Here is a 25610-nt window from a genome sequence, read left to right on the forward strand (position 1 = left end):
CCTAAGTATTTGCGGATCCGAATCGCCAAGCGGCCCAAAGTGCCGCGTAACGCCCGTCACGCGCGACAAGTTCTTCGTGCGTTCCCTGTTCCAGCACACGGCCCGCGTCGAGCACGGCGATGCGGTCGGCGGCGATCGCCTGGGTCAGGCGGTGCGCGACCAGCAGCGTCGTGCGGCCCCGGCAGGCCGCGAGCGCGGCGCGTTCCAGTGCCGCGGCACCCTGACTGCCCGCCTCGGCCGTCGACTCGTCCAGCACGACGACGGGGGAGCGGCCGAGCACCAGGCGGGCCAGCGCGATCTGGGCGACCTTGGTCACGTCGAGGCGCTCGCCGCCCTCGCCGACGTCGGTCTGCAAGCCTTGTGGCAACGCGTTCACCCACGAGTCGGCGCCCACGGTCCGCAACGCGTCCATGAGCTCGTCGTCGGTCGCGTCCGGTGCCGCGAGACGCAGGTCCTCGGCCAGCGGACCGGCGAAGACGTGGGCCTCCTGGGTGAGGATGCTGACCAGCGCGCGGGCGCCCGCCTCGTCGAGGTCCGCCAGGTCGGAGGTGCCGATGTGCACGGACCCGGTCAGCGGGGTGCCGGTGCCCGCGACCAGCGCGGCCAGCGTGGTCTTGCCCGCACCCGTCGCGCCGACCAGGGCGAGGGAGGTGCCGGCGGGGATCTCGAGGTCGACGTCCCGCAGCACGTCGTGCTTGGATTCGGGGTAGCGGAAGGAAAGCCCGCGCACCGACACCGGAAGCGGCTTCGCGTCCGCGTCGACGGCCACGGCGCTGCGCACGAGCTGGTCGCCGCCGGACTCGGTGAGCACGCCGACCAGCCGGGTGAGCCCGGCGCCGGACTTCTGCGCCTCGTCGAAGAACGCCATGATCAGGCCGAGAGGCACGAACAGCTTGTGGAACAGCAACGCGGCGACGGAGACCTGGCCGAGCGACGACTCCCCGTTCGTCACGAGGAAGTAGCCGACGACAATGATCAGGCCCAGGCCGATGAACTCGGCGCGGTTCTCCCGTCCGATGAACCGGCCGAAGAACCGGAAGACTTCGATGCCGATGTTGCGCACCCGCCACGACTCCGCGGTCACCTTGTCGCGGAACGCGCTCTCGAGCCGATAGGCGCGCACGGTCGCGATTCCGTCGAGGCCGCTGATCAACGCCTGCGCGCGGTCGGCCTGCGCCTCGGACCGTGCGCGGTAGAGCGGTTGCGACCGCGGCAGGTACCACCGCAGCGCGAACCAGTAGGCGGGCAACGCGCAGGCACCGGCGAGACCGAGCCGCCAGTCGAGGCCGAACATGCCGATGGTCGCGATGATCACCAGCACGACCGCCGAGAAGATCGTCGGGATGGCCGTGCGGAAGCCCTTGGAGATGATCGCGACGTCGTCGCCGACGCGCGACAGCACGTCACCGCGGCCGACCTCCTCGATCCGCGCGCTCGGCATCCCGAGCACCGCGCGGACGGCGCCTTCCCGAAGGCGCGCCAGCATTTCCGCGCCCACGCGGCCGACGAGGTAGGTCGAGACCGCGGTCATGACCGCCCCCGCCAGCGCGGAGACGACGGTCGCGATGCCGATCGACCAGAGGATCGACGCGTCGCGCCCCTGCACGATCCCGTCGACGACGGTGCCCAGCAGGAACACCGGGACGATCTGCAGCAACGCCCCCGCGATCGTCGCCACGACGGTGGCGATCGGCAGGGCGGGGGCGCTGCGGCAGTGGTCGAGCAGCCAGCGGGAGGCCTCCCGCCCGGACGCCGTGCGCAGGATCTTCGACGGCACGCCGGAGACGCTCGTGGTCACGAGGGGAGGCCTTTCGCTGGGGTTGTGCGTGGATCAGGCGCCGGACTTGGCGGCCTTCACCAGTTCGTCGATCGCGTAGGGCAGGGATGCGAGGGTGGCCTGCGAGATCGCGGCACCGACCGCGGGGCCCTCGCTGTCGAGGATGTAGTGGACCTTGCCGGCCTTGACCGCGGGCAGGTTCGCGAAGAGCTGGAAGTTCCTCAGCGAGTCCGCGTCCGCCTTGTCGGCGATCACGAAGATGCGGTCGGTGTTGATCACGTCGATGCGCTCGGGCGAGAGCTGGGCGGTGAAGCTGCCGCCGGCGAGCTCGTCGACCTTCGTGTTGCCCTTGAACCCGATGCCGGACACGAGCTGGCCGCGCACGTCGGTGGTGGTGAACGGGACGACCGCGTCCTTGTACCAGGTGACCACGGTGGCGGTCTCGTTCGCGAAGCCCGGGTTGGCCTTCTTGGCCTCGGCCAGCTTGTCGTCGAGACCCTTGATCAGCTTCGCGCCCTCGTCACCCTTGCCGACCGCCTTCGCGATCTGCAGCACGTTGTCCTGCCACTTCGCGCTGAAGGGCTCCTTCTCGGCCTTGGTGCGGCCGACCACCGGTGCGATCTTGGTCAGCTTGTCGTACCAGGCCTGGTCGGCCTCGGAGTACACCGCGACGATCAGGTCGGGGCGCAGCTGCGCGATCTTCTCGTAGTTCGGCTCGGTGTCGCCGTTCTTCATGACGACCTCGGGCGTGGTCGAGCCCCACTTGTCCTTGACCCAGGCCCACTGCGTGTTGATGTCGGGCTTGGTGCCCTCGGGGTTCGGGTACTGGTCGACCATGCCGACCGGGACGACGCCGAGCGCGAGCAGCGTCTGGTCGTCGGTGTAGCCGAGGGAGAGGACGCGCTTCGGCGCCTCCTTGATCTCCGTCGTGCCGAAGAAGTGCTCGACCGTGGTCGGGAACGTGCCACCGGAGGCGTTGTTCGTGCCGGAGTTCGTCTCAGGCGTGGAGGAACCGCACCCGGCGAGGACGCTGGCACCGACGACTGCGGCTGCTGCCACAGCGGTCAGTCGCTTCCAGGTCATGGTCGTTCTCTGGCCCATTCGGCACCTCGTTCTTCGCTGCCCACGCGGCGGGGAAATTAGGACAGCCGAACCTTATCACCCAGTTAGGGCAGGCTAACCAAGGTCTTGGTCACTCTTCGATACCACGTGGGTCCGCCCGATCGGCACGATCAACGGCCGCTCGCTCACCGGGTCGTCGATCACCTTGGCCTGGAGGCCGAACGTCTCCAGCAACAGCTCGCTCGTGATCACTTCACTCGGATGGCCCTGCGCCACGATCGACCCGGACCTCATCACGATCAGGTTGTCGCTGTAGCGCACCGCGAGGTTCAGGTCGTGCAGGACCATCACGATCGTGCAGCCGCTCTCGTGCAGGTCGTCGACGAGGTCGATCACGTCGATGGCGTGCGCGAGGTCGAGGTACGTCGTCGGCTCGTCCAGCAGCAGCAGGTCGGTGCCCTGCGCGAGCGTCATGGAGATCCACACCCGCTGCCGCTGCCCGCCCGAGAGCGAGTCGACCGGGCGGTGCGCCAGATCCGCCACACCGGTCATGTGCAACGCCTTCGCGACCACGTCCGCGTCGTCGCTCGACCACTGCCGCACCCAGCTCTGGTGCGGGTGCCGGCCGCGCGCGACCAGGTCGGCGACCGTCAGGCCCTCCGGCGCGATCGGCGTCTGCGGCAGCAGCCCCATCCGCTTCGCCACGTCCTTGGTCCTGAGCCGCGCGATGTCGTGGCCGTCGAGCAGCACCGTGCCCTGGCGCGGTTTGAGCAGCCGGGACAGCGTGCGCAGCAGCGTCGACTTGCCGCACCCGTTGGGGCCGATGACCGTGGTGATCACCCCGGTCGGGATGGCGACGTCGAGGTTGTCGAGCACGACCCGGTCGGCGTACCCGACCGTGACGCCCTCGGCCCCCAGTCGGGCGGCATCGTTGCGCAGCGCGGTCATAGGGCAACCTTACTTAACGAAGCCTGTCCTCAGGCAGCCCGCTTCACGTTCGCCAGCACCAGCAGGTAGACGAGGAACGGTCCGCCGATGATCGCCGTCACGATGCCGACGGGCAGGTCGTTGGGCAGCACCGTCCGCGCGACCAGGTCGGAGCCGATCAGCAGCAACGCGCCGAAGAGACCGGAAGCGATCAGCGGCGGCACGGGCGTGCGCATCAGCCGCATGCTGATCTGCGGCCCGACGAGTGCCACGAACGGCACCGGGCCGGCGGCCGAGACCGCGACGCCGGCCAGCAGCACCGCGCACAGCAGCAGGACCGCGCGCACCGCCGAGTAGCGGACGCCGAGCCCGGCGGCGACGTCGTCACCGAAGTGCATGGGCCGCAACTGGAAGGACACCACCAGCACGACGAGGACCAGCGCCGCCATGATCCACAGCGACGCCCACACCTCGGACCACGACCGCGAGTCGAGCGACCCGACGAGCCACCGCTGCGCGCGGGCGACGTCGCGGATGTCCGCCAGCACCAGCAGCCACGTCGTGATCGCCTGCATGACCGCGCTGACCGAGACGCCGATGAGGATCAGCCGGAACCCGTCGATCCCCTTCTTCCAGGCCATGAAGTACACGAGCAGCCCGGTCAGCAGACCACCGGTGAGCGCCGCGGCGGACAGCCCGATCGAGTTCGCGATCGCCGCGCCGCCGCTCGCCGTGACGACGAAGACGGCCGTGGCGCTGGCGCCGCCGGTGATGCCGAGCACGTCGGGACTGGCCAGGGGGTTGCGCGCGATCGACTGCGTCAGCGCGCCGGAGATGCCCAGGGCGACACCCGCGATGAGACCGACGAGCGCGCGGGGCATCCGCAGGTCCATGATCACGAACTCGTCGACCCGCTCGCCCTGCCCGACCAGCGTCCTGAACACCGCGGGCAGTTCGATGGTGAAGTCGCCGATCGCGATCGACACCGCGAAGACCAGGAACGTCAGCGCGGCCAGCACGACCGTGACGAGCACGATCCACGGCCGCCAGACCCAGGACCAGCCGCCGAGGCGGACACCGCGGTGAAGATCAGGTGCTTCGGGTGCGTTGGTCATGCCTGCCTGAACTTCCCGAGCCACACCAGCACCGCGAAGAACGGGGCGCCGATGAGGGCGATGACGATGCCCGCCTGCAGTTCCGCGGGCCGCGCGACGAGCCGGCCCGCGATGTCGCCGAGCAGCAGCACGATCGCGCCGAGCAGCCCGGCGTACGGCACCAGCCAGCGGTAGTCGGGCCCCGTGAACCACCGCGCGATGTGCGCGACCATCAGCCCGAGGAACGCGATCGGCCCGCACGCCGCCGTGGCAGCGCCCGCGAGCAGCGTGACCGCCACCACACCGATGGTCCGTCCCGCCGCGATGTTCACGCCGAGACCGCGCGCGACGTCGTCACCGAGGTTCAGCAGGTTGATGGCCGGGAGGTTGAGCAGCGCCAGGACGAGCCCGACGCCGACGAAGACCGCCGCCACCCAGATCACGTCGAACCCGACGCCCTGCACCGAACCCGCGTTCCAGAACCGCAGCACGTCGAGCGCCTGGGTGCTGCCCAGCGCGACCGCCGTCGTCATGGCCGCCAGGAACAACGTGACGCCCTGCCCGGCGAGCGCGAGCGTCAGCGGGTTGCCCGCGCCGCGCCCGAGGCTCGACAGCCCGAACACCACGACCCCCGCCGCCGCGGCCCCGAGGAACGCGAACCACATGTACTGCAACGGACTCTGCAATCCGAACAGGGACACGGCGAGCACCACCGCGAACGACGCCCCGGAGTTGACGCCGAGCAGCCCGGTGTCCGCGATGGGGTTGCGGGTGTGGCCCTGGATCAACGCCCCCGCGACACCGAGCCCGATGCCCGCGACGACCGCGAGCACCGTGCGCGGCACCCGCAGCGTCTGCACGATCAGCGTGATGTCGGTGAGCCGCTGGTCCCCGGCGGGGTCGCCGAACAGCCCCTGCCACACCTCGGCCGGCGTGAGCGACCGGGCGCCGACCACCAGCGACAACACCGATGCCGCGGCCAGCACCACCAGCAGCCCCGCCAGCCAGAGGCGCCGCCGCCGGTGCGGACCCTCCAGCGCGGGCGCGGGGTCGAGCCCGCGTTGCTCCACGACCATGCTCACGACGGGCTACGTTAGCTCCCACCGGCGCGCTGACCCAGGGCACCCTTACCTAACCCCGTGACTCGACGGCCCGCACGGTCTTCTCGAGCGCGCCGCCGAGCACCTTCCTGCCGAGCAGCCCGAGCGAGAGCCCGAGCAGCTTCCCCTTGAGGTTCTTGCCTTCCCGCACCACTTCCGCGTGCACGAGCGTCGTACCGTCCGCGTTCTTCGTGAACGTGTACGTGTGGCCGGAACGGCCGCCCCACACGTTGGAGTCCACGGTGGTCAGCACGATCCGCTCGGGATTCGACCAGTCGTAGTGCAGGCGCTCCCAGATGCCGCCCGAGCCCTCGGTGACGTCGGCGAACACGTCGCCCCTGTCGTGCACTCGCAGGTCGGCGTCGGCGCTGTTCGGGAAGAGCTCGGCACGGCCGGGGCCGAAGTCGGTGAGGCCGGCGACGAACTGCTCGGGCGTCGCGGTGGTCTGCTGGGTCAGCGTGATGGTGGGCATGTCCTCGGCTCCTCGTGTTCCTGTGTTCAGGAAGTACGGTGCCGGGCCCAGGGGGTCGTTCGCGCCCGTGAGTGTCCCTGGTCTCCGGCGCGGACGCGCACACATGAGCGCGAGACGTTCACCTATTCCGAGCCGTGCCGTTCGCGGCTTGACTTGCCGGCATGACCATCGTTCATCCGCCGAAGCCCGGAACCGCCCTGTGGGTGTACGCGCACCCGCGCCGCGACTCGCTGAACGACCGCCTCCTGCAAGCCGGGACCAAGGCGGTGTCGCAGCGGTACGAGGTCGCGGTCTCCGACCTCTACGCCCAGGACTTCGACCCCGTGCTGTCCCGCCGGGACCTGGGGGACCTGGCGGACCGCCCCGGCAACATCTCGGAGCTGGCCGGCGAGGCCTACGCCCGCGGCCAGTTGCCCGCCGACGTCGGGGAGGAGCAGGCGAAGCTCGCGGCCGCCGAACTGCTCGTCCTGCAGTTCCCGCTGTGGTGGTACGGGCCGCCGGCAATCCTCAAGGGGTGGTTCGACCGCGTCCTCACGAGCGGTTTCGCCTACGGTGATCTGGATCCCGAACGCGGCGTGCCCCGCCGGTACGGTGACGGCGGGCTGGTAGGGCGCAAGGCGCTGGTCGTCGTCACCGCGGGCGAGGACGAGCGCTCCATCGGCCCGCGCGGCATCAGCGGCGACCTCGAGTCCCTGCTCTTCCCGATCACCCACGGCGTCCTCTGGTACTGCGGCGTCGAGGCGCTCGACCTGCACGTGGTCCACGACGCCGACTCGCTCGGCGCGGACGGGGTCGAGCAGCAGGCGGAGCGCCTGGCGGCCAGGCTCGGTGGCATCGGCGACGAACGGCCGCGGCTGTTCCGGCGCCTGCGCGACGGTGAGTACGCGGACACGCGCGCGTTGCGGGAGGACCTGGCGCCCGGTCGCACCGATCTGGGCATCCACCTGGCCTAGCCGTGTCTCAGGAGAGCCGGTCCGCCAGCCACCGCCGCACGTCGTGCCGCGCCTGCCGGGCGATCGTCGTGTCGCGGTTGGTGAAGCCGTGCCGCGACTCGGGGTACACCCTCAGGTCGACCTCGCCGCCCGCCGCGACCACCCGGGACGCCAGAGCGAGGTTGTCCCCCAGCAGGACGTCCAGCGCGCCGACGACGACCAGCAGTGGTGGCAGGCCGCGCAGGTCGCCGTAGACGGGGGAGATGTCGGGGTCGGTCCGGTCCGGCGCGTTGCCCGCGTACGCCTGGATGAAGTACTCGTCCGCGATCAGCCGGCCCGCGGGGGTGAGGCCGCTCAGGTCGTACGTGCCGAACTGGAGCACCGCGCCGGTGAACGGGTGGTCGCGCAGCCTGAGCAACGTCGTCACGGCGAGGGTCGCGCCCGCCGAGAAACCGCCGATGGCGAGCTTCGTCGTGCCGAAGTGCTCGTGGGCGTGGGCGATCAGCCAGCGGGCCGCGGTCTCCGCGTCGTCGGGTGCGGCCGGCCACGGGTTCTCCGGGGCGAGGCGGTAGTCGACGGCCACGACCGCGATGCCGAGCGCGTCGGCGAGCCGCTGGTCGCGCTCGTCGTCCTGCGGGGTGGAGCCGAGGTAGAAGCCCCCGCCCGGGAAGTGCAGGTACACGCCGCGGGGCTGGCCGTTCGGGCGGAAGATCCGCACGCGGGTCCGGCGGCCGTCGTGCTCGATCGGCGCGGAGTGCTCGGACGTCCTGGTCGCGGCGCGGATCTCCTGCAGTTCCGCGGGGCCCGAGGGACCGCGACGGGTTCCCCTCCTCGCGTTCTCGGTCCTGGACTCCTCGACGTGCTGCGCGAGGTCCGGGTCGAAGAAGCTGTTCAAGTCCAGCCGCACCGGGGCATCCCCTCTGTCAGGTTCGCGATGAGTCAACCAGGGAGGGACCACGATGATCGGCATCACGGTGGTGGTGGGCTACGGGGACGCGGCGCTGGACGTCCTGAGACATCTGCCGGTCGACCGCGCCACGATCGCCGTGCTCGACCTCGACGACATCGCGTTGACCGGTGCGCTCGCCAACGGTGCCACGGTCGTACGCGGTGACGGGCGGGACATGTGCGCGTTGCAGCAGGCCGGGGTGCAGTTCGCGGAGCGGGTCGTCGTGGCCGTTCCCGACGACCTGGACGGCCTGCTGATCACGATGGTCGTGCGCGGGCTCAACGCGACGGCGACCGTCGTGGCGGCGGTGCGCGACCCGGCCGACCAGGACCTGTTCACGAGGCTGGGCGCGAACGAGGTGTTCGTGCACGCCGGATCCGCGTCCTGACTCGTGATCACCACGACTAGCGGCCCAGCACGTGCTTCAGCGCCGACTCCAGGTCCGGGTGGCGGAACGCGTGCCCGGCCCCGGTCAGCACGGCGGGCCTGACGAGCTGGCTCGCCCGGGCCAGTTCGCGGGCACCCTCCTCGCCGAGCAGGAGCTTCGGCCCGAACGACGGCACCGGCAGCAACGCCGGGCGGTGCAGCACCTTCGCGAGCGTGGTGGTGTAGGTGCTGTTGCGCACGGCCTCCGGGGCGACGGCGTTGACCGGGCCGCGCAGCGACTCGTCGTAGAGCGCGCGGTGGTAGACGTCGACCAGGTCGTCCAGGCCGATCCACGACTGCCACATCCGGCCGTCGCCGAGCCTTCCGCCGAGGCCCGCGGCGAACAGCGGGTGGAACAGGCGCAGCGTGCCGCCGTCGGGTGACTGGACGATCCCCGTGCGCACGGTGACCACGCGCACGCCGGCCGCCGCGGCGGGTGCGGTGGCGGCCTCCCAGTCGGCGACCACGTCCGCGAGGAAGCCTTCGCCGCGTTCGCTTTCCTCGGTGAGCTCCTCGTCGCCGCGGTCGGCGCCGTAGAAACCGATCGCGGACGCGCTGACGAACACCGGCACGCCGGTGGCGGCGGCCAGGTCGGCGAGTGCCCTGGTCGGGCCGATCCGGGAGGAGCGGATCTCCCGGCGGTGCGCGTCGGTGAACCTGCCCGCGATCGACGCGCCCGCCAGGTGCACGACGGCGTCCACATCGGACAGCAGGTACGGCGCGGGTCGATCCGGGTCCCAGCGCCGCTCGTCAGGACCGCCGGGGGAGCGGCGGACCAGCTTCACGACCCGGTGGCCCGCCGTGCTGAGGAACGACCACAGGGCCGTGCCGACGAACCCGCTGGCACCCGTGACCGCGACCGTGATCGGCCGGTCGCCCGCCTTCCGCGCGGACGCCTGGGCGGCCAGGTCGGCGGCGAGCTGGCGGTGCCGGTAGGCGAACATCGACCGCAGGAACACGCCGGGGACCTGCGTGTCCACGCGGTCGGTCATCCGCGTCCCGTCGCCCTCCGCCGCGAACTCGTGGCTGTGCCGCCACTTCATCGCCCACTTCAAAGGCGCGGAGTCCAGTTCGTCGACGAACAGGTGCGGTGGCGTGAAAGCGGTGTGCCGGGCGCCCCAGCGCAGTCCGAGCGGCAGCCCCAGCACCGCGCGCCCGCCGTCGAGGGACTCCGCCTCGCGCACGACGCCCACCGGCTGCCACGGCGGGGTGAGCCGGTGGATGGCGCCCGGCCGCGCGTGCCAGGCGAACACCTCGTCCAGGGGAGCGTCGACGACACTGGAGAAGATCAGGGACATGTCCTCACGCTAGGGGCGCGCTGGAACGTTCGCATGATGGCGCGTTTGCGCCCGGGGTACGAACCGGCTGCTCCGAATGTCGTCATAACTCCTCGTGTCGTTGTGGTCTCTGAGGGTCACCGCTAGGGTTAATGTTCTGGGAGCGCTCCCAATCCGCCGCCGCTCGATCAGCGAAGATCGGAGGCTTGTCATGCGCACTTCCGGGTTCTCCACCAGACGGCGCGGTCTCGTCGCCGTGGTCATCGGCGCACTGGTCTGCACGTTCCTGTGGACTCCGGCCGCGTCGGCCCACGGCACGATCGTCGGTCCGGCCACCCGCGCCTACCAGTGCTGGCAGACGTGGGGCAGCCAGCACACGAATCCGGCCATGCAGCAGCAGGACCCCATGTGCTACCAGGCGTTCCAGGCCAACGCCGACACCATGTGGAACTGGATGAGCGCGTTGCGGGACGGCCTGCGCGGCAACTTCCAGGGGTCCACTCCGGACGGCCAGCTGTGCAGCAACGCGCTGTCGCGCAACAACTCCCTGAACACCCCGGGCCGGTGGAAGACCACCAACCTGGGGGCGAACTTCGAGATGCACCTGTACGACCAGGCGAGTCACGGCGCGGACTACTTCCGGGTCTACGTCAGCAAGAACGGGTTCGACCCCACCACGCAACGGCTCGGCTGGGGCAACCTCGACCTCGTCACCCAGACGGGGAGGTTCGCGCCGGCCAAGGACATCCGGTTCAACGTCCAGACGAACGGCACGTACCGCGGCCACCACGTGGTGTTCACGATCTGGCAGGCGTCCCACCTCGACCAGACCTACATGTGGTGCAGTGACGTGAACTTCGGCTAGGACGCGGACGTGGTGCGTGCTCCCCGGCGGGGCACGCACCACACCCGTCACAGCGCGCCGATCGCCTCGCAGGCCTTGCGCACGCCCTCGCCGTAGGCCGGATCGGCCTGGGTGCAGTGGAAGACGTGCCGTTCGACGGTCTCCCTGCGAGCACCCTTGATCGCCCGCGCGGTGTTGTCGAACAACGCCTGCTGCTGCTCCCCGGTCATCAGCCGGAACAGATCTCCCGGCTGCTCGTAGTAGTTCGAGTCGTCCTCGCGGAAGTCGAACCGGTCGGCGACCCCGCCCGCGGCCAGCGCCGGCTCGGCGTAGCCGGGCTGCTCGGCCCACCGGCCGAAGTTGTTCGGCTCGATCCCCGGCACGCCGCCCTGGTTGCCGTCGACCCTCATCGCGCCGTCGCGGTGGTAGGTGTTCACGAGCCGGGCGCCGTTCGGGTGGTTCACCGGGATCTGGTGGTGGTTGACGCCCAGCCGGTACCGCGCCGCGTCGCCGTAGGAGAAGAGCCTGCCCTGCAACATCCTGTCCGGGCTGAGCGAGATGCCGGGCACGACGTTGGCCGGGGTGAACGCGGCCTGCTCGACGTCGGCGAAGTAGTTGCCGGGGTTGCGGTCCAGCCGCATCTCGCCCGCCTCGATCAGCGGGTAGTCCGCCTTGCTCCACACCTTCGTGAGGTCGAACGGGTGGAAGCGGTACGTGGCGGCGTCGGCCTCCGGCATGACCTGCACGTAGAGCTTCCACGCCGGGAAGTCGCCGCGCTCGATGGCGTCGAAGAGGTCGCGCTGGTGCGACTCGCGGTCGCGGCCGATCAGCTGACCGGCCTGCTCGTCGGTGAGGTTCTCGATCCCTTGCCGCGTGCGGAAGTGGAACTTGACCCAGTGCCGGACGCCCTCGGCGTTGATCATGCTGTAGGTGTGCGACCCGAAGCCGTGCATGTGCCGGTAGGAGCGCGGGATCCCCCTGTCGCTCATCACGATCGTCACCTGGTGCAGCGCCTCGGGCAGGTTCGTCCAGAAGCCCCAGTTGTTCTCGGGGTCGCGCAGGTTCGTCCTCGGGTCGCGCTTCACCGCGCGGGCCAGGTCGGGGAACTTCAACGGGTCGCGGAAGAAGAAGACCGGCGTGTTGTTGCCGACCACGTCCCAGTTGCCCTCGCTGGTGTAGAAGCGGGTCGCGAAACCGCGGATGTCCCGTTCGGCGTCGGCCGCGCCGCGCTCGCCCGCCACGGTCGAGAACCGCACGAACATCTCGCACCGGTTGCCGACCTCGCTGAACAGCGCCGCACTCGTGTAAGCGGTCAGGTCGCCGGTCGCCGTGAACGTGCCGAACGCGCCGGAGCCCTTCGCGTGCATCCTGCGCTCGGGGATCACCTCGCGGTCGAAGTGCGCGAGCTTCTCCAGCAGCCACAGGTCCTGCAGCAGAACGGGTCCGCGCGGACCGGCGGTGAGGCTGTTCTGGTTGTCCGCCACCGGAGCTCCGGCGGCCGTGGTGAGCGGCTTGGTGTTGTCTTCGAACGACATCAGGTGGACCTTCTCCGATCAGGGGATCTGGACGCCGGGGCGGCACGCGGGGCACAGGCCCCGGTGCAGGACCTCGGTCTCGTCGACGCGGAACCCGTGCGCCTGCGGGAGGTGCTGCGGGGTGACGGCCGGTTCGACGTCGGCCAGCGCGCCGCACTCCCGGCACAGCACGTGGTCGTGGTCGTGGCCGCGCAGTTCGAACAGCGCCCGCGGCCCCGTCTCGATCCGGCGCACCAGCAGGGCCTCCGACAACGCCGTCAGCACGTCGTAGACGGCCTGCGTGGAGACGGAACCCAGGTCCTCGCGCACGACCCGCGCGAGGTGTTCCGCGTCCGAGTGCGGGTGCCGTTCCAGAGCGACCAGCACCGCGATCCGTTGCTTCGTCACCCTCAGCGAGGCCCCGCGCAGGGCGGCGACCGGGTCTGCTGCGACCACGTCCACTCCAAGTAGTTAGGACTCCTAGCCACACTGTGGCATGCTGGGCGCCCCAAGACAAGAACGGTTCCAGGAGCGAGGTCCTCCCATGAGCGGTGCGCACGTGTCGGTCGTGTCGACGGGGGTGGTGCGGCCGTTGCCGTGGCGCGGCCGCCCGGTGACCTCCGCGATCGCGAAGTCACCCGTGTCCGGGCCCGTCGAGGTCGGTCCGCTCGGACTGGCGGGTGACGAGCAGGGCGACCGCGAGAACCACGGCGGGCCCGACAAGGCGGTGTTGCTCTACCCAGGCGAGCACTACCCGGCCTGGGCGGACGAGGTCGGTCCGCTCGTCACGCCCGCGTTCGGCGAGAACCTCACGACGTCCGGACTGCTGGAGAGCGACGTCGTGCTCGGGTCGGTCTACTCGGTCGGATCGGTGTTGCTGCAGGTCACCCAGCCCCGCCAGCCCTGCTACAAGCTCGCGGCGCACCACGGGGTCAAGGACATGGCCGTGCGCACCCAGAACACCGGCCGCACCGGCTTCTACTGCCGGGTCCTCCGGCCGGGACACCTCGCGGCGGGGGACGCTCTGGAGCTCACGACCAGGCCGTCGCACGGGATCACCGCGGCCGAGGTGCACCGCGTGCTCAACGTCGACCGCGACGACGAGGTCGCCGTGCGCCGGCTGCTCCGGCACGCCCGCGTGCTGCCCGAGTCGTGGGTGAAGTTGTTGCGCCGCAGGGTCGACGGCGACATCGAGGACCAGGCCGCGCGGCTGGGAGGCTGAGCCTCAGCCGCGCCTGCGCCGGGCCGGCGCGTCGGCCGGTTCGTGTTCCGGGCAGTCCGTGCGGAGCCCGTTCAGCGGCAACGGCATGCGCAGCAGGTGGCAGTGGTGGGGTGCCTCCGGTTCGGGGTACTCGTCGCGCCCGAAGAACCGGCACGTCGTGCACATGCGCGTCACGCTCACCACGCCCGCGCGGTGCAGGTCGGCGATCGCGCGCAGCACCGTGTGCAGCGTGACGGCCTTGTCCTGCTCGGAGATCCCCGCGAGCGCTGCCGTCAGCGGATCGTCCCAGGAGGACAGTCCTCGCGCGACGTCCTCGCCGGTGCCGGTCAGCGCCAGCGTGCGCCGGCGGCCGTCCGTCCCCGGTGAGCGGGTCACGAGTTCCTTGCGCTCCAACGCGGTCACCGCGTCGGACATCGTCGGCGTCGTCACGTCGAACTCGGCCGCGAGCGCGGCCACCTCGCCGCGCGCCTGCGACCGGCGGGACAGCGCGAGCACCACCTGCTGCTGCAACGGCGACAGCCCGTGCTCCCGCGCCGTGCGCTGAGCCAGTGAACGCATGCCGTGCCCGAGCCGCTCGAGCGCGTCGGCCAGCCGCCGGTCGAGCCCGGCCGTGCCGTCGGTGTCTGTCATGCGTTCCGCCTCGCCAGTGGGACTTTCCACGGCGATGGTACGTGCATTCCCCGTTGAGACCTGGATCACCCATCTGAGAAAGTTGGTAGGAGTCCTACCTAGTTTGTGGCACGCTGGGGACATCCCCACCGCGGAACCCCGACATCGCGAAGGAAGCGACATGACGTCTCCCGAGCCCGTCCCGGGCTACACCCACGACGACCCCGGCCTCGCGCCGTCGCCGGTCACGCCGGCGGACCTCGCGCTGCTGAAGGCGAGCGTCCTGTTCGGACCGGCGGACGAGGAGGCGCTGCGCCTGGCCGGTGAGGTCCTCAGTGGACAGATCGAGCAGGTGCTGGACGTCTGGTACGGGTTCGTCGGCTCCCACCCGCACCTCGTGGCCTACTTCTCCACGCCGGACGGCACGCCGATCGACGACTACCTGGCGCGGGTGCGGGCGAGGTTCGCCCGCTGGATCGCCGACACCTGCACGCGCCCGTACGACGAGCGCTGGCTCGCCTACCAGCAGGAGATCGCCCTGCGGCACACCGAGCCGAAGAAGAACCAGACCGACCACGCCGACTCGGTGCCGCACATCCCGTTGCGCCACATCATCGCGTTCATCTACCCGATCACCGCGACGATCCGGCCGTTCCTCGCCGCCGGTGGCCACGACGCCGAGCAGGTCGACGCCATGCACCAGGCGTGGTTCAAGGCCGTCACGCTGCAGGTCGCGCTCTGGTCGCAGCCCTACTCCGGCCGGGCCTGGTGACGCCGTGAGCCTCCTGCTGTCCCCGTCGAGCGGGCTGCTCACACCCGCGATGCCCTGGGAGACCACCGAATGGTTCAACAGCGAGCCGGTGAACCTGGCCCAGCTGCACGGCCGCGTCGTGGTGCTCGAAGCGTTCCAGATGCTCTGCCCGAGCTGCGTCAGCCACGCCCTCCCGCAGGCCGTGCGGCTGTCCAGGACCTTCGGTGACGAACTGGCCGTCATCGGCCTGCACACCGTGTTCGAACACCACAGGGCCATGACCCCGACGAGCCTCCAGGCGTTCCTGCACGAGTACCGCATCCCGTTCCCGGTCGGCGTCGACGCGCTGCGCAGCGCGCACCCGGCACCGGTCACCTTCAGCCGCTACCGCATGCAGGGCACGCCCACCACGGTCCTCATCGACCGCGACGGCATGCTGCGCGGCCAGAAACTCGGCCCGGTCGACGACATGTCGCTCGCCTCGGCCGTCACCAGGTTGCTCGACGGCGCCGTCCCTCCCGCGGTCTGCGCCCTCGACGGCACCTGCACCTGATCCCACCCCGACACGAAGGAGAACCACCATGTCCCGCGTCGAACTCACCAACCCCGACCAGATCACCGACGAGCGCGCCGAGACCCTCGCGCAGATCAAGGGCGCCTTCGGCGTCGTGCCGAACATGTTCAAGGCCGTCGCCCACTCGCCCGCCGCGCTGACCAGCATGTGGGCCCAGTTCGGCGCACTGGGCAAGGGCGCTCTCGGCGCCAAGCTCGGTGAGATGGTCGCCGTGGCAGTCGCCGACCGGAACCGCTGCGACTACTGCCTTTCCGCGCACACCATGCTCGGCAGGAAGGCCGGTGCCACCGCCGAGGAGATGAGCAACGCTCAGAGCGGTAAGTCCGACGACCCGCGTGCCGCGGCGGTGCTCACCCTGGCCACCGCCCTGGTCGAGAAGCGCGGCCAGATCGCCGACACCGACGTCCAAGCCGCGCGCGACGCCGGGCTGAGCCAGGAGGAGGTCGTCGAGACGGTGGCGCACGTGGCCCTGAACGTGTTCACCAACTACATCAACGTCGCCCTGGACGTCCCGGTCGACTTCACCCGCGTCGCCCTGACCCGCTGACGCGACGGACGGGCCCGGCATGCTGGCGGTGCCGCGACACCGCCGCAACCGGGCTCTCGTCCGAAAGTACGAGATGCCGATCCGCTGTGGTGCAACGACTTCCCGGCGCTCCTACGGTCGTGATCATGACTACTGCAACGGGCAGGACCACGCCGCCGGGCACCGTCGTCGCGGCGTTCGTCGGATTCCTCGTGTCGTGCGTCTTCGCGGTGACGTCAGTGGGCGTCCTCGTGGGCACGCGCGACGACCTGGTCGACGCGCTGAGGTCGTCGGGGACGTCGATGACCGAGGAGCAGCTGCAGAGCGCGGCCACCGTCACCCAGGTGACGTTCGCGACCGTCGCGGTGGTGATCGCGCTGGTCCAGCTGTGGCTCGCGTTCAAGCTCCGGTCGGGCCGCAACTGGGCCAGGGTGCTGCTGACCGTGTTCACCGTGTTCCAGGTGGGGTCGCTGTTCGTCGGCGAGGGGTCGGCGACGCTCCCGGCGTACGGGGGCGCGGCGGTGGCGGCACTGGCGGTGATCGCGAGCTACCTGCCGGCGTCCAACGTCTACTTCGACACCGTCAAGAGGGCGGGGTAACCGGTCGGGGGAGCGGGCGCGAGAATGCCGGTATGACCGGAACACCGGCGCGGCGCAGCGTGTTCGTGGCGGAGGTCGTCGCGCTCGTGGTGGCGGTGGTCGTGGACGCCGTGCTCGCGGTCGACGGGGACGCCCCGCGAGGTGTGCTGGGGCCGTTGCTGACGATGGTCGTGCCGTACGCGGGGGAGGCCGCCGCGGTTCTCGCGGTGCTGCGGCGCAGGTTCCCCCGCAGGATCGAACTGCTGGCGGGCGCGGTGATCGCGCTGTCGCTCGCCGGGACCGCGGTCGCGGGGCTCGTGGAACGGGCTCCCGTGCGCCCGCCGGTGACGGAGGTGCTGGCGGTGCTGTTGCTGGCCGCCGCCGGATGCCGCCGGCTCCCTCCTGCGCGGGCGGCGGTGCTCGCCACCGCCGCCTGCGTCACCGTCGTGCTCGCCCCGGTCGTGCGCTACGGCCTGGACTCGCTGTTCCCGGTCGCCGCCGCGCTGGCGTGGGGTGCCGCGCTGGCGCTGGGCCTGATCCTGCGCGACGCGGACGCCCGGCACCGCCGCGAGCTGGACCGCGTCCGCAACGAGGACAGGCTGCAACTCGCCAGGGACCTCCACGACCTGGTGGCGCACCACGTCACCGGCATCGTGGTCCGGACCCGCGCGGCCCAGGCGGTGCCCTCCCAGGACCCCGCCGAGGTCTACGACGACATCGAGCACGCGGCGGCCGAGGCGCTGACCGCGACGCGCGGACTCGTCGGCGTGCTGCGCAGCGACGCGCCGCTGCCGTCGCCGAGCCTGGTGCTGGGCGACGTCGTGCGCGCGGCGGCGGGGGAGACGCCGGTGCACGTCGCCACCGAGGTCGAGGCCATGAGGTTGCCGCCCCAGGTCTCCGTTGCGCTGCACCGGGTTCTGATGGAGGCGCTGACCAACGCCCGGCGCCACTCCCGTGCCACGTCCACACGGGTGGCCGTGCGTTCCGAGGAGGGAGATCTGGTGCTGGAGGTCGACAACGACGGCGTGCCCTCCGGCGCACCGGCCGAAGGCGGGCACGGCATCGCCGGCATGACCGAGCGGATCACCGCGCTGGGCGGTGAGCTCACCGCGGGCCCGCACGGTGACGGCTGGCGGGTGACCGCGCGCGTCCCGGAGGACTTCGTCCCACCGAGGGGGATCTGATGACGATCCGCGTGCTGATCGCCGACGACCAGACCCTCGTGCGCACCGGCTTCCGGCTCGTCCTCGACGCCGAGCCCGGCATCGAGGTGATCAGCGAGGCGGCCGACGGCGAGGCCGCGGTCCGCCTGGCCCGCCGGTTGCGCCCGGACGTGACGCTGATGGACATCCGGATGCCGAAGCTCGACGGGTTGCGGGCGACCGAGCTGCTGGCGGGGCCGGGCGTCGAGGATCCGTTGCGGGTGCTGGTCGTGACCACCTACGACGTCGACGAGAACGTCTACGCGGCGCTGCTCGCGGGAGCGTGCGGGTTCCTGATCAAGGACGCGCGGCCGCGGTTGCTGGTGGAGGCGGTGCACGCGGCGGTCAGGGGAGAGGCGCTGGTCTCGCCCGCCGTCACGGTGCGGCTGCTCGCGCACTTCACCGCGGGCGGTGAACGCGGCGCCGGCACCCCGCTGACCGGTCGCGAGCTCGACGTCGTGCTGGCGGTGGGCCGCGGCATGACCAACGCCGAGATCGCCGAACACCTGAACATCTCGTTGTCCACGGTGAAGACGCACGTCACCAACGCCGGCGGCAAGATCGGCGCGCGCAACCGCACCGAGATCGCCATCTGGGCCTGGCGGGGCGGCCTGCTCAGGTGACGCGCCGCACGACCGTGCCCGCGACCAGGTCCCCGAGCCGCTGGTTGCGCGGCGTCACGGCGATCAGCACGGCGCCGACCAGCCCCAGCAGCAACCCGTCCACGGCCATCAGCAGCCACCGCACGAAGTAGTCGCGCAACGACGGCTCGCCGCCGCGCAGGGTCGTGATCTTCAGCCCGAGCCACCGCATCGCCGGGGTCGAGCCGCCGTGCCGGTACGGGTACCAGATCTCGAGCCACAGCACCCCGAGCAGCGACACGGCGACCACCGCCACCGGCGGCGCGTAGGTGAAGACCTCCTTCGGCGCGCCGAGCTCGATCAGCGGCAACGACACGAGGACGCCGAGGACCAGGCTCAGCACGGCGGCGACGCACAACAGGGCGAACTCGATGACGTGCTGCCAGTAGCGGCGCAGGACGATCGAGCGGGCATCCGCGTCAAAGGCCACCCGGCCATCTAAGAGGACGCGGCCGCCGTCGTGCCACGCGGTACGAACCTCGCCGTCGGCGACCAGCGCGGCACGACCGGCACACCGTCGATCCGCTCCAGCACAGACTCCGCCACCGACACCCCGAACTGGTGGACGTCCACGCTCATCGTCGTGAGCGCGGGGGAGGCGAGCCGGCACAACGTCGAGTCGTCCCACGCCACCAGGCTGAGGTGCTCCGGCACCGCGACCCCGAGCTCCGCGGCCGCGGCGAGTCCCGCGACCGCCATCACGTCGTTGTCGTAGAGGATCGCCGTCGGCGGCTCCGGCCCGGTGAGCAGCGCGGTGGTGAGCTTCGCGCCCGCCTCCTCGGAGTAGTCGCCCTCCACGAGGACCGGTTCCACTCCCGCTCGGGCGCACCCCGCCAGCAGTGCTTCGGTGCGGGCACGGGTGTGCAGCAACGCCGAGGGACCGGTGACGCGCGCGATCCGGCGGTGTCCCAGGCCGAGCAGGTGCCCGAGCGCCTCGGCGACCGGGCCCGCGTGGTCCGTGCGGACCGCCGGCAGCACGGGATCGTCGCCGACGACGACCGCGGGCAGTGCGATCTCGGCCAGCACGGGCGGGCGCGGGTCGTCCGCGATCGGGTTCACCACCACGACGGCGTCGACCAGTCCGCGCGCCGCCCACCGGCGGTACGCGGCGATCTCGGCCCCGTGGTCCGCCACGACGTGCAGCAGGACGGACAGGTCGCGTTCCGCCAGCCGTTCCTCGATCCCCGCGATGAACTCCATGAAGAACGGCTCGACGCCGAGCAGGCGGGCCGGCCGCGCGAGCACCAGCCCGACCGCTCCGGTCGGTTCAGCGGACACGGGGCACCGCGAGGAGGTCGTTGGCACAGCGCAGGACCAGCGGCCCGGTGAAGGCCGCCGGGTCGACGACGGCGTCCGTGCGGACGTGGAACACGCGCACCTCCCCGGCGAGCATCGGCACGAGCGAGTCGTCCACGACGGCGTCCGGTGCGACCCGGTCGGCCAGCACCGCCACGTCGCGGGCGAACGAGTCCGCGCGCACCTCGACCTCGTACCCGCCGCGCACCGCCTCCGCCCGCGCGGTGAGGGGACGCGGGTCGTACGCCAGCTCGAGGTCCTCCCGGAACGGCAGGATCGCGCGGGCCTCCGCAGTCGTCGCCACGATCACCTCCGCGTCCTCATGCGCCGTGCTCAGCAACGCCTCGTCCAGGTCCACGGCGAGGACCGAGCGGGGCGGCACCGTCCGGCGCAGTCTAGTCAGGTGCAGCGTGACGCCCCGGAACGTCTGCCGGTCCAGGGTGAGGTGCGCGTCCCACGGTTCGTCGTGGTCGTTGACGGCGATGAGCACCGTCCGGCCGTCGCGCGGCTGGAAGGTCAGCAGCCGGGGCGCGAACGCGTGCCGCAGCCCGTACCAGAGCGGCTTCAGGCGTTCCTCGCCGTCGACCGCCGCCCAGGACGTGACGGGCCAGCAGTCGTTGAGCTGCCACACGACCGCACCGGCCGTGCGCGGCCACCACGAGCGGAAGTGCTCGATGCCGAAGCCCACGGCTCGCGCCTGGTTGAGCTGCGTCGCCCAGTGCCAGTCCTCGAACCGCGCGGGGACGGGCAGGTGCGAGGCCAGTCCGCGCACGAGCTTGCCGTTGCCGTCCTCGGCCTTCTGGTGCAGCAGGAAGCTCGGCGACTCCGGGGTCAGCGGCCGGTCGTGGATCCAGCGGGTGAGCGTGGACCACGACGGGGGGCCCTGGAACCCGAACTCCGAGCAGAACCGCGGCACGTGGTCGCGGTAGCGCCGGTAGTCCACCTCGTTCCAGACCTGCCAGTCGTGGCGCGTGCCGTGGTCCTCGTCGTTCGGGTGCTGCTCGCCGGGGCTGTACGGGCTGCTGGGGCAGTAGAACCGGGTCGGGTCGAGCTCGGCCACGATCGACGGCAGCAGCTCGTCGTAGTAGCCGAGGCCCCACGTGCGGCCGTCGAGCTGCTCGGGCCAGCCCCAGTCGGCGAACCCCCACACGTTCTCGTTGCCGCCGTTCCACAACGCCAGCGAGGCGTGGGACATCAGGCGCGCGACGTTCTCCCGCGCCTCGGCCTCCAGCTCACCGCGCACCGGCTCCTCCTCCGGGTACGCGGCGCACGCGAGCGCGAAGTCCTGCCACACCAGCACACCGCGCTCGTCGCAGACGTCGTAGAAGTCGTCGGACTCGTAGATCCCGCCGCCCCACACCCGCAGCAGGTTGACGTGCGCGTCCACCGCCTGGTCCACCCGCCGCACCAGCCGCTCGCGGGTGATCCGGGTGAGGAAGTGGTCGTCGGGGATCCAGTTGGCGCCCTTGACGAACACCGGCCTGTCGTTCACGAAGAGGGTGAACGGCGTGCCGTGCTCGTCCGGTGCCGTGTCGACGGTGATCGTGCGGAACCCGATCCGCTTCGCGGTGCTGTCGAGCAGTTCGGACTCGGTGCGCAGCACGACGTCCAGCTTGTAGAGCTGCTGGTCGCCGTACCCGGCCGGCCACCACAGCTCGGCGCCGGGCACCTCCACGCGGGCGATGACCGTCGTCTGCCCGGCGGGGACGGCGACGGTGCGTTTGTGCGCGCCCAGGGTGACCTGAAGCGTGAGGTCCTCGTCCGCCGCCCATTCGAGGTCGACGTGCACCTCGACCCGGCCGGTGCCGTCCGCGACCGTCACGACCGGGCGGACCCGCGCGAGACGCGCGGTGTGCCAGCGTTCGAGGCGGACCGGCCGCCAGATCCCCGCGGTCTGCAGGTCAGGTCCCCAGTCCCAGCCGAAGCTGCACGCCATCTTGCGGACCATGTTGAACGGGTGGGCGTTGACGTGCTCGCGCCGGCCCAGCGCGGCCTCGACCTTCTCCGCGTGGGTGAGCGCAGAGGAGAACGACACGGTGAGGTCGTTGGCGCCGTCCCGCAGGAGTTCCCGCACGTCGAAGCGGTAGCCGCGGTGCATGTTCGCGGTGTGGCCGACCAGCGCGCCGTTCAGTTCGACGGCGGCGATCGTGTCCAGGCCGTCGAAGACGAGGTCGACCCGCTGCCCGGAGGTGACGGCGGCGGCGAGGAACGTCGTGTCGTAGCGCCAGTCCGCGCGGTGCATCCAGGTGAGCTCCTCCTCGGCGCGGTCGAGGAACGGGTCGGTGATCAGCCCGGACGCGAGCAGGTCGAGGTGCGTGCCACCGGGCACGGTCGCGGGCACCGTCCGGCCGCGGACGTTGTCCGGCACCTCGGTCGTGGTCGCGGTCAGCTGCCAGCCGTCGTGCAGGTACTGGCGGATCAAGACGAACCTCCCAGGCTGAAACGGGTGTCGGGGTCGGGCGCGGCGGCCGCGAGACGGCGGGTGTACGGGTCCTGCGGGCGCAGCAGGACGTCGTCGCTCGGCCCGCGTTCGACGACGCGGCCCTGGTGCATCACCAGGACCTCGTCGGAGAAGTGCCGGGCGGTGGCCAGGTCGTGGGTGATGTAGAGGACGGCCAGGTCCTCCTCGCGTTGCAACCGGTCCAGCAGCTTCAGCACGCCGAGCCGGATCGAGACGTCCAACATGGACACCGGCTCGTCCGCGACGATCACCTTCGCGCCCGGTGCGAGCGCGCGGGCGATCGCGACCCGCTGCCGTTGCCCGCCGGAGAGCTCGTGCGGACGCCGTCGCGCGAAATCGGGGCTCAGGCTCACCCGCTCCAGCAGGTGGGGCACTTCGGCCCGTGATCGTCCGTGCAGCAGCAACGGCCGGGCGAGGTGGTGCTCGACCGTGTGGAACGGGTTGAGCGACGCGAACGGGTCCTGGAAGATCATCTGGACGTGGTCGCGGTAGGCGCGGTCCGGCACGGGGGAGCCGTCCGGCCCGGTCAGCGTGATCTCCCCGGACGTCGGGCGGACCAGGCGGGCGATCATCCTCGCCACCGTCGACTTGCCCGAGCCGGACGCGCCGACCAGCGCGACCGTCCGGCCGGCGGTGAGCGTGAACGAGACCCCGTCGACCGCGCGGTGCCGGTGGAAGGTCTTGGCGAGGTCGCGGACTTCGAGCGCGGTCACAGCAGGGCTCCTCGCTCGCCGGTCAGACTGGGGAACGACGCCAGCAGCTGACGCGTGTACGGGTGCTGGGGCCGCAGGTAGATCTCCTCGGCCGTCGCGTACTCGACGACCTCGCCGTCGCGCATGACCGCGATCCTGTCGCTCAGCTCCAGCAGCAGCGGCAGGTCGTGCGTGATGAACACGACCGCGAACCGCAGTTCGTCGCGCAACCGCTTGATCTCGTTCAGGATCTCCCGCTGCACCAGCACGTCGAGCGCGGTCGTGGGCTCGTCCATGATCATGACCTGCGGCTCCAGCAGCAACGCCATCGCGATCATCACGCGCTGCCGCATGCCGCCGGACAGCTCGTGCGGGTACGAGCCGAGCCGTGCCGGGTCGACGCCGACGAGCCGCAGCACCTCCGCACACCGGTCCTCGCGGTCCGGAGAGGACATCTCCGGCCGGTGCGTGCGCAGGACGTCCTGCAACTGCGCGCGGATCGGGGTGACCGGGTTCAGCGAGTTCATCGCGCCCTGGAACACCATCGACAACCGGACCCAGCGGAACCGGCGCAGCTCCTCCGGGGCCAGCGCCAGCACGTCGATCCCGTCGAACACCACCGATCCCGAGGTGACCTCGGCGGGCGGCCGGTGCAGGCGGTTGATCGCGTACGCGAGGGTGGTCTTGCCGCAACCGGACTCGCCCGCCAGGCCGAGGATCTCGCCACGCCGCAACGTCAGCGACACGTCCTTGACCGCGTGCACGGGTGTGGCGCCCTGGTAGACGACGTTGAGGCCGGTGACCGTGAGCACGGCGTCGCCGGATTCCACCACGGGCGTGGTGGCCACGACGTCACCGCGCCGCCGTGCCTTGTCGCGCAACGCCGGGTTGATGATCTCGTCGATGCTGAAGTTGACGAGCGCCAGCGCACCGCCGAACAACGCGATGATCAACCCCGGAGGGACGAACCACCACCACGCCTCCCGCTGCAGCGCGAACCCGTTCTGGGCGTAGTAGAGCATCGTGCCGAGCGTCGAGGAGTCGGCCGCGCCCAGCCCGAGGAACGACAGCCCCGCCTCGCTCAGGATCGCCAGCACGACCGCGAAGACGAACTGGGACGCGAGGATCGGCAGCAGGTTCGGCAGGATCTCCACGCAGATCACCCGCCAGGTCTTCTCGCCGGACACCCGCGCCGCGGCCACGTAGTCCCTGGTGCGCAACGACAGCGTTTGCGCGCGCAGGACGCGGGCCGCCGCGGCCCAGCCGGTGATCGCCAGCACCAGCGAGATCGTCCACGTGCCGCGCTGGTCGGCCGGCACGAACCCGGCCACCACGATCACCAGCGGCAGGCCGGGGATCACCAGCATCACGTTGGAGAACAACGAGAACACCTCGTCGACGACCCCGCCCGCGTACGCGCCGACGATGCCGAAGACCCCGGACAGCACCGTCGCCATGACACCGACCAGCAGGCCGATCCACAACGAGCCGCGGGTGGCGTGGGTGAGCTGGGCGAGCACGTCCTGGCCGGTGATCGTGGTGCCCAGCAGGTGGTCGCCGCCGGGCGGGACGAGCCCGACGTCCCTGATCGTGGCGGGATCGCCGGTCAGCAACGGGCCGACGAGTCCGAAGAGGACGATCAAACCTGCCAGGACCAGGCCGGTGGTGAGCTTCGCGGACCTGGTCATGACACCGTGCTCCGATCCCTCGTGCGGGCGTCGATCAACCCGTAGAGCAGGTCGACCAGCAGGTTCGCGCCGAGCACCGCGATCGTGATCACCAGGAAGATCCCCTGCATGAGCGCGTAGTCGTTGTTCTGCACGGCCTGCAGCAGCTTCGAGCCGATGCCGGGGTAGGAGAACACCTGCTCGGTGACGATCGACCCGGACACCACGAACCCGAGCGAGATCGCGAACCCGGCGACCGACGGCAGCACGGCGTTGCGCGCCGCGTACCGGACCATGACCCGGCTGCCGGTGAGGCCCTTGGCCCGCGCGGTCAGCACGTAGTCCTCGGACATGGCCGAGACCATCATGTTGCGCATCCCGAGCAGCCAGCCGCCCACCGACGACAGGACGATCGTCAGCGCGGGCAGCGTGCCGTGGTACAGCGCCGAGCCGAGGAACTCCGGACTCCAGCCGGGGTCCAGGACCACGTCGTAGCCGCCGTTCAGCGGGAACCAGCCGAGGCCCGACGAGAGCAGCGCGACGAGGATCAGCGCCAGCCAGAAGTACGGCACCGCCGACAGCATGGTGGTCGCGGGCACCAGCGAGTCGAGCCACGTGCCGCGCTTCCAGCCGACCAGGGCACCGAGCCCGACGCCGAGCACGAACGAGATCAGCGTGGCGAGCCCGACCAGCACGACCGTCCACGGCAGCGAGTCGCCGATCACGTCCGAGACCTTCGCCGGGAACGCGCTGACCGACACCCCGAGGTCGCCGCGCGCCAGGTTGCCCAGGTACGCGAAGTACTCCCGCACGAACGACTCGCGCCCGCCCGTGCCGAGCAACGTCTCGTAGGCCTGGCGCGCGGCCGGGTCCACGGACCCGCCGCGCTGCTGGAGCTTGGCCATCAGGATGTCCACCGGGTTGCCCGGTAGCAGGCGGGGGATGACGAAGTTCAGCGTCACCGCCGCCCACAGGGCCGCCAGGTAGAAGGCGATCTTGCGCAGGTGGTAGCCCATG

General features: G+C 71.1%; 27 protein-coding genes. 10 read left to right on the top strand and 17 right to left on the bottom strand.

Annotated elements, in window-relative coordinates; genetic code table 11:
- Position 1: 1 nt before the first annotated feature.
- The 6 genes from ND450_RS03200 to ND450_RS03225 all read right to left on the bottom strand — a co-directional run bounded on the left by ND450_RS03200 (position 2) and on the right by ND450_RS03225 (position 6432).
- The gene (locus ND450_RS03200) at positions 2 to 1798 is read right to left on the bottom strand and encodes an ABC transporter ATP-binding protein (protein ID WP_253324659.1); all 1797 of its coding nucleotides are present in this window, start codon (positions 1796 to 1798) and stop codon (positions 2 to 4) included.
- Between the two features lie 33 nt (positions 1799 to 1831).
- Positions 1832 to 2860, bottom strand: a complete 1029-nt coding sequence (locus ND450_RS03205; protein ID WP_253324660.1) for an iron-siderophore ABC transporter substrate-binding protein — start codon at positions 2858 to 2860, stop codon at positions 1832 to 1834.
- A gap of 93 nt (positions 2861 to 2953) precedes the next feature.
- Positions 2954 to 3787, bottom strand: coding sequence for an ABC transporter ATP-binding protein (locus tag ND450_RS03210; protein ID WP_089920007.1), 834 nt, complete (start codon positions 3785 to 3787; stop codon positions 2954 to 2956).
- 29 nt (positions 3788 to 3816) lie between these two features.
- Positions 3817 to 4881 (bottom strand): iron chelate uptake ABC transporter family permease subunit, encoded by a 1065-nt coding sequence (locus ND450_RS03215; RefSeq protein WP_253324661.1) that lies wholly within the window; start codon positions 4879 to 4881, stop codon positions 3817 to 3819.
- Entirely contained in the window at positions 4878 to 5936 is a 1059-nt protein-coding gene (locus ND450_RS03220; protein WP_253327849.1) for an iron ABC transporter permease, read from the bottom strand. The genes ND450_RS03215 and ND450_RS03220 overlap by 4 nt, the downstream gene beginning before the upstream one ends.
- A gap of 55 nt (positions 5937 to 5991) precedes the next feature.
- The gene (locus ND450_RS03225) at positions 5992 to 6432 is read right to left on the bottom strand and encodes an SRPBCC family protein (RefSeq protein ID WP_089920013.1); all 441 of its coding nucleotides are present in this window, start codon (positions 6430 to 6432) and stop codon (positions 5992 to 5994) included.
- A 161-nt stretch (positions 6433 to 6593) separates the two neighbouring features.
- On the opposite strand from ND450_RS03225, the gene ND450_RS03230 reads away from it, so the two are divergent.
- Positions 6594 to 7385 carry an NAD(P)H-dependent oxidoreductase gene (locus tag ND450_RS03230; protein ID WP_253324662.1) on the top strand — a complete coding sequence of 264 codons (792 nt, stop codon included), beginning with the start codon at positions 6594 to 6596 and terminating at the stop codon, positions 7383 to 7385.
- Between the two features lie 7 nt (positions 7386 to 7392).
- Here the strand turns inward: ND450_RS03230 and ND450_RS03235 are convergent, their stop codons facing one another.
- On the bottom strand, positions 7393 to 8271 hold the full coding sequence (locus tag ND450_RS03235; RefSeq protein WP_253324663.1) for an alpha/beta hydrolase: 879 nt from the start codon (positions 8269 to 8271) through the stop codon (positions 7393 to 7395).
- 52 nt (positions 8272 to 8323) lie between these two features.
- Between ND450_RS03235 and ND450_RS03240 the strand changes: the two genes are divergently transcribed.
- The gene (locus ND450_RS03240; protein ID WP_253324664.1) at positions 8324 to 8701 is read left to right on the top strand and encodes an NAD(P)-binding protein; all 378 of its coding nucleotides are present in this window, start codon (positions 8324 to 8326) and stop codon (positions 8699 to 8701) included.
- 16 nt (positions 8702 to 8717) lie between these two features.
- Here the strand turns inward: ND450_RS03240 and ND450_RS03245 are convergent, their stop codons facing one another.
- Positions 8718 to 10037 (bottom strand): TIGR01777 family oxidoreductase, encoded by a 1320-nt coding sequence (locus ND450_RS03245; protein ID WP_253324665.1) that lies wholly within the window; start codon positions 10035 to 10037, stop codon positions 8718 to 8720.
- Between the two features lie 190 nt (positions 10038 to 10227).
- Between ND450_RS03245 and ND450_RS03250 the strand changes: the two genes are divergently transcribed.
- Positions 10228 to 10881 carry a lytic polysaccharide monooxygenase gene (locus ND450_RS03250; protein WP_253324666.1) on the top strand — a complete coding sequence of 218 codons (654 nt, stop codon included), beginning with the start codon at positions 10228 to 10230 and terminating at the stop codon, positions 10879 to 10881.
- Positions 10882 to 10928: 47 nt separating this feature from the next.
- Here ND450_RS03250 and ND450_RS03255 read toward each other — a convergent pair whose 3' ends face one another.
- Both ND450_RS03255 and ND450_RS03260 read right to left on the bottom strand, forming a co-directional pair.
- Positions 10929 to 12395 (bottom strand): catalase, encoded by a 1467-nt coding sequence (locus ND450_RS03255; protein WP_253324667.1) that lies wholly within the window; start codon positions 12393 to 12395, stop codon positions 10929 to 10931.
- A gap of 18 nt (positions 12396 to 12413) precedes the next feature.
- Entirely contained in the window at positions 12414 to 12830 is a 417-nt protein-coding gene (locus tag ND450_RS03260) for a Fur family transcriptional regulator (RefSeq protein WP_089920287.1), read from the bottom strand.
- Positions 12831 to 12918: 88 nt separating this feature from the next.
- On the opposite strand from ND450_RS03260, the gene ND450_RS03265 reads away from it, so the two are divergent.
- Positions 12919 to 13596, top strand: a complete 678-nt coding sequence (locus ND450_RS03265) for an MOSC domain-containing protein (protein WP_253324668.1) — start codon at positions 12919 to 12921, stop codon at positions 13594 to 13596.
- 3 nt (positions 13597 to 13599) lie between these two features.
- On the opposite strand, the gene ND450_RS03270 is transcribed toward ND450_RS03265, so the two are convergent.
- Positions 13600 to 14226, bottom strand: a complete 627-nt coding sequence (locus ND450_RS03270) for a MarR family winged helix-turn-helix transcriptional regulator (RefSeq protein ID WP_253324669.1) — start codon at positions 14224 to 14226, stop codon at positions 13600 to 13602.
- Between the two features lie 160 nt (positions 14227 to 14386).
- On the opposite strand from ND450_RS03270, the gene ND450_RS03275 reads away from it, so the two are divergent.
- The 6 genes from ND450_RS03275 to ND450_RS03300 all read left to right on the top strand — a co-directional run bounded on the left by ND450_RS03275 (position 14387) and on the right by ND450_RS03300 (position 18459).
- Positions 14387 to 14977 (top strand): protoglobin domain-containing protein, encoded by a 591-nt coding sequence (locus ND450_RS03275; RefSeq protein WP_253324670.1) that lies wholly within the window; start codon positions 14387 to 14389, stop codon positions 14975 to 14977.
- A gap of 4 nt (positions 14978 to 14981) precedes the next feature.
- Positions 14982 to 15509: a TlpA disulfide reductase family protein gene (locus ND450_RS03280; protein WP_253324671.1), complete on the top strand. Its 528-nt coding sequence runs from the start codon at positions 14982 to 14984 to the stop codon at positions 15507 to 15509.
- Between the two features lie 28 nt (positions 15510 to 15537).
- Entirely contained in the window at positions 15538 to 16077 is a 540-nt protein-coding gene (locus ND450_RS03285) for a carboxymuconolactone decarboxylase family protein (protein ID WP_253324672.1), read from the top strand.
- A 125-nt stretch (positions 16078 to 16202) separates the two neighbouring features.
- Positions 16203 to 16655, top strand: coding sequence for a hypothetical protein (locus ND450_RS03290; protein WP_253324673.1), 453 nt, complete (start codon positions 16203 to 16205; stop codon positions 16653 to 16655).
- A 32-nt stretch (positions 16656 to 16687) separates the two neighbouring features.
- Positions 16688 to 17818, top strand: coding sequence for a sensor histidine kinase (locus ND450_RS03295; protein ID WP_253324674.1), 1131 nt, complete (start codon positions 16688 to 16690; stop codon positions 17816 to 17818).
- Positions 17818 to 18459 carry a response regulator transcription factor gene (locus ND450_RS03300; RefSeq protein ID WP_253324675.1) on the top strand — a complete coding sequence of 214 codons (642 nt, stop codon included), beginning with the start codon at positions 17818 to 17820 and terminating at the stop codon, positions 18457 to 18459. Before ND450_RS03295 ends, ND450_RS03300 begins: the two co-directional genes overlap by 1 nt.
- Here ND450_RS03300 and ND450_RS03305 read toward each other — a convergent pair.
- Genes ND450_RS03305 through ND450_RS03330 form a run of 6 tightly spaced genes read right to left on the bottom strand, consistent with a single transcriptional unit; the run spans position 18452 to position 25609 of the window.
- Positions 18452 to 18907 carry an RDD family protein gene (locus tag ND450_RS03305; protein WP_253324676.1) on the bottom strand — a complete coding sequence of 152 codons (456 nt, stop codon included), beginning with the start codon at positions 18905 to 18907 and terminating at the stop codon, positions 18452 to 18454. The two genes, ND450_RS03300 and ND450_RS03305, sit on opposite strands and share 8 nt — an antisense overlap.
- An 8-nt stretch (positions 18908 to 18915) precedes the next feature.
- The gene (locus ND450_RS03310; RefSeq protein ID WP_253324677.1) at positions 18916 to 19755 is read right to left on the bottom strand and encodes a LacI family DNA-binding transcriptional regulator; all 840 of its coding nucleotides are present in this window, start codon (positions 19753 to 19755) and stop codon (positions 18916 to 18918) included.
- Positions 19745 to 22195, bottom strand: a complete 2451-nt coding sequence (locus ND450_RS03315; protein WP_253324678.1) for a glycoside hydrolase family 2 protein — start codon at positions 22193 to 22195, stop codon at positions 19745 to 19747. The genes ND450_RS03310 and ND450_RS03315 overlap by 11 nt, the downstream gene beginning before the upstream one ends.
- Positions 22192 to 22947 (bottom strand): ABC transporter ATP-binding protein, encoded by a 756-nt coding sequence (locus ND450_RS03320; RefSeq protein WP_253324679.1) that lies wholly within the window; start codon positions 22945 to 22947, stop codon positions 22192 to 22194. Before ND450_RS03320 ends, ND450_RS03315 begins: the two co-directional genes overlap by 4 nt.
- The gene (locus ND450_RS03325) at positions 22944 to 24614 is read right to left on the bottom strand and encodes a dipeptide/oligopeptide/nickel ABC transporter permease/ATP-binding protein (RefSeq protein ID WP_253324680.1); all 1671 of its coding nucleotides are present in this window, start codon (positions 24612 to 24614) and stop codon (positions 22944 to 22946) included. The genes ND450_RS03320 and ND450_RS03325 overlap by 4 nt, the downstream gene beginning before the upstream one ends.
- Positions 24611 to 25609, bottom strand: a complete 999-nt coding sequence (locus ND450_RS03330; protein WP_089920045.1) for an ABC transporter permease — start codon at positions 25607 to 25609, stop codon at positions 24611 to 24613. Before ND450_RS03330 ends, ND450_RS03325 begins: the two co-directional genes overlap by 4 nt.
- Between the last annotated feature and the right edge of the window lies 1 nt (position 25610).

Origin of the sequence: Lentzea sp. HUAS12, assembly GCF_024125735.1 — a bacterium.
GTDB classification, from domain to species: domain Bacteria; phylum Actinomycetota; class Actinomycetes; order Mycobacteriales; family Pseudonocardiaceae; genus Lentzea; species Lentzea albida.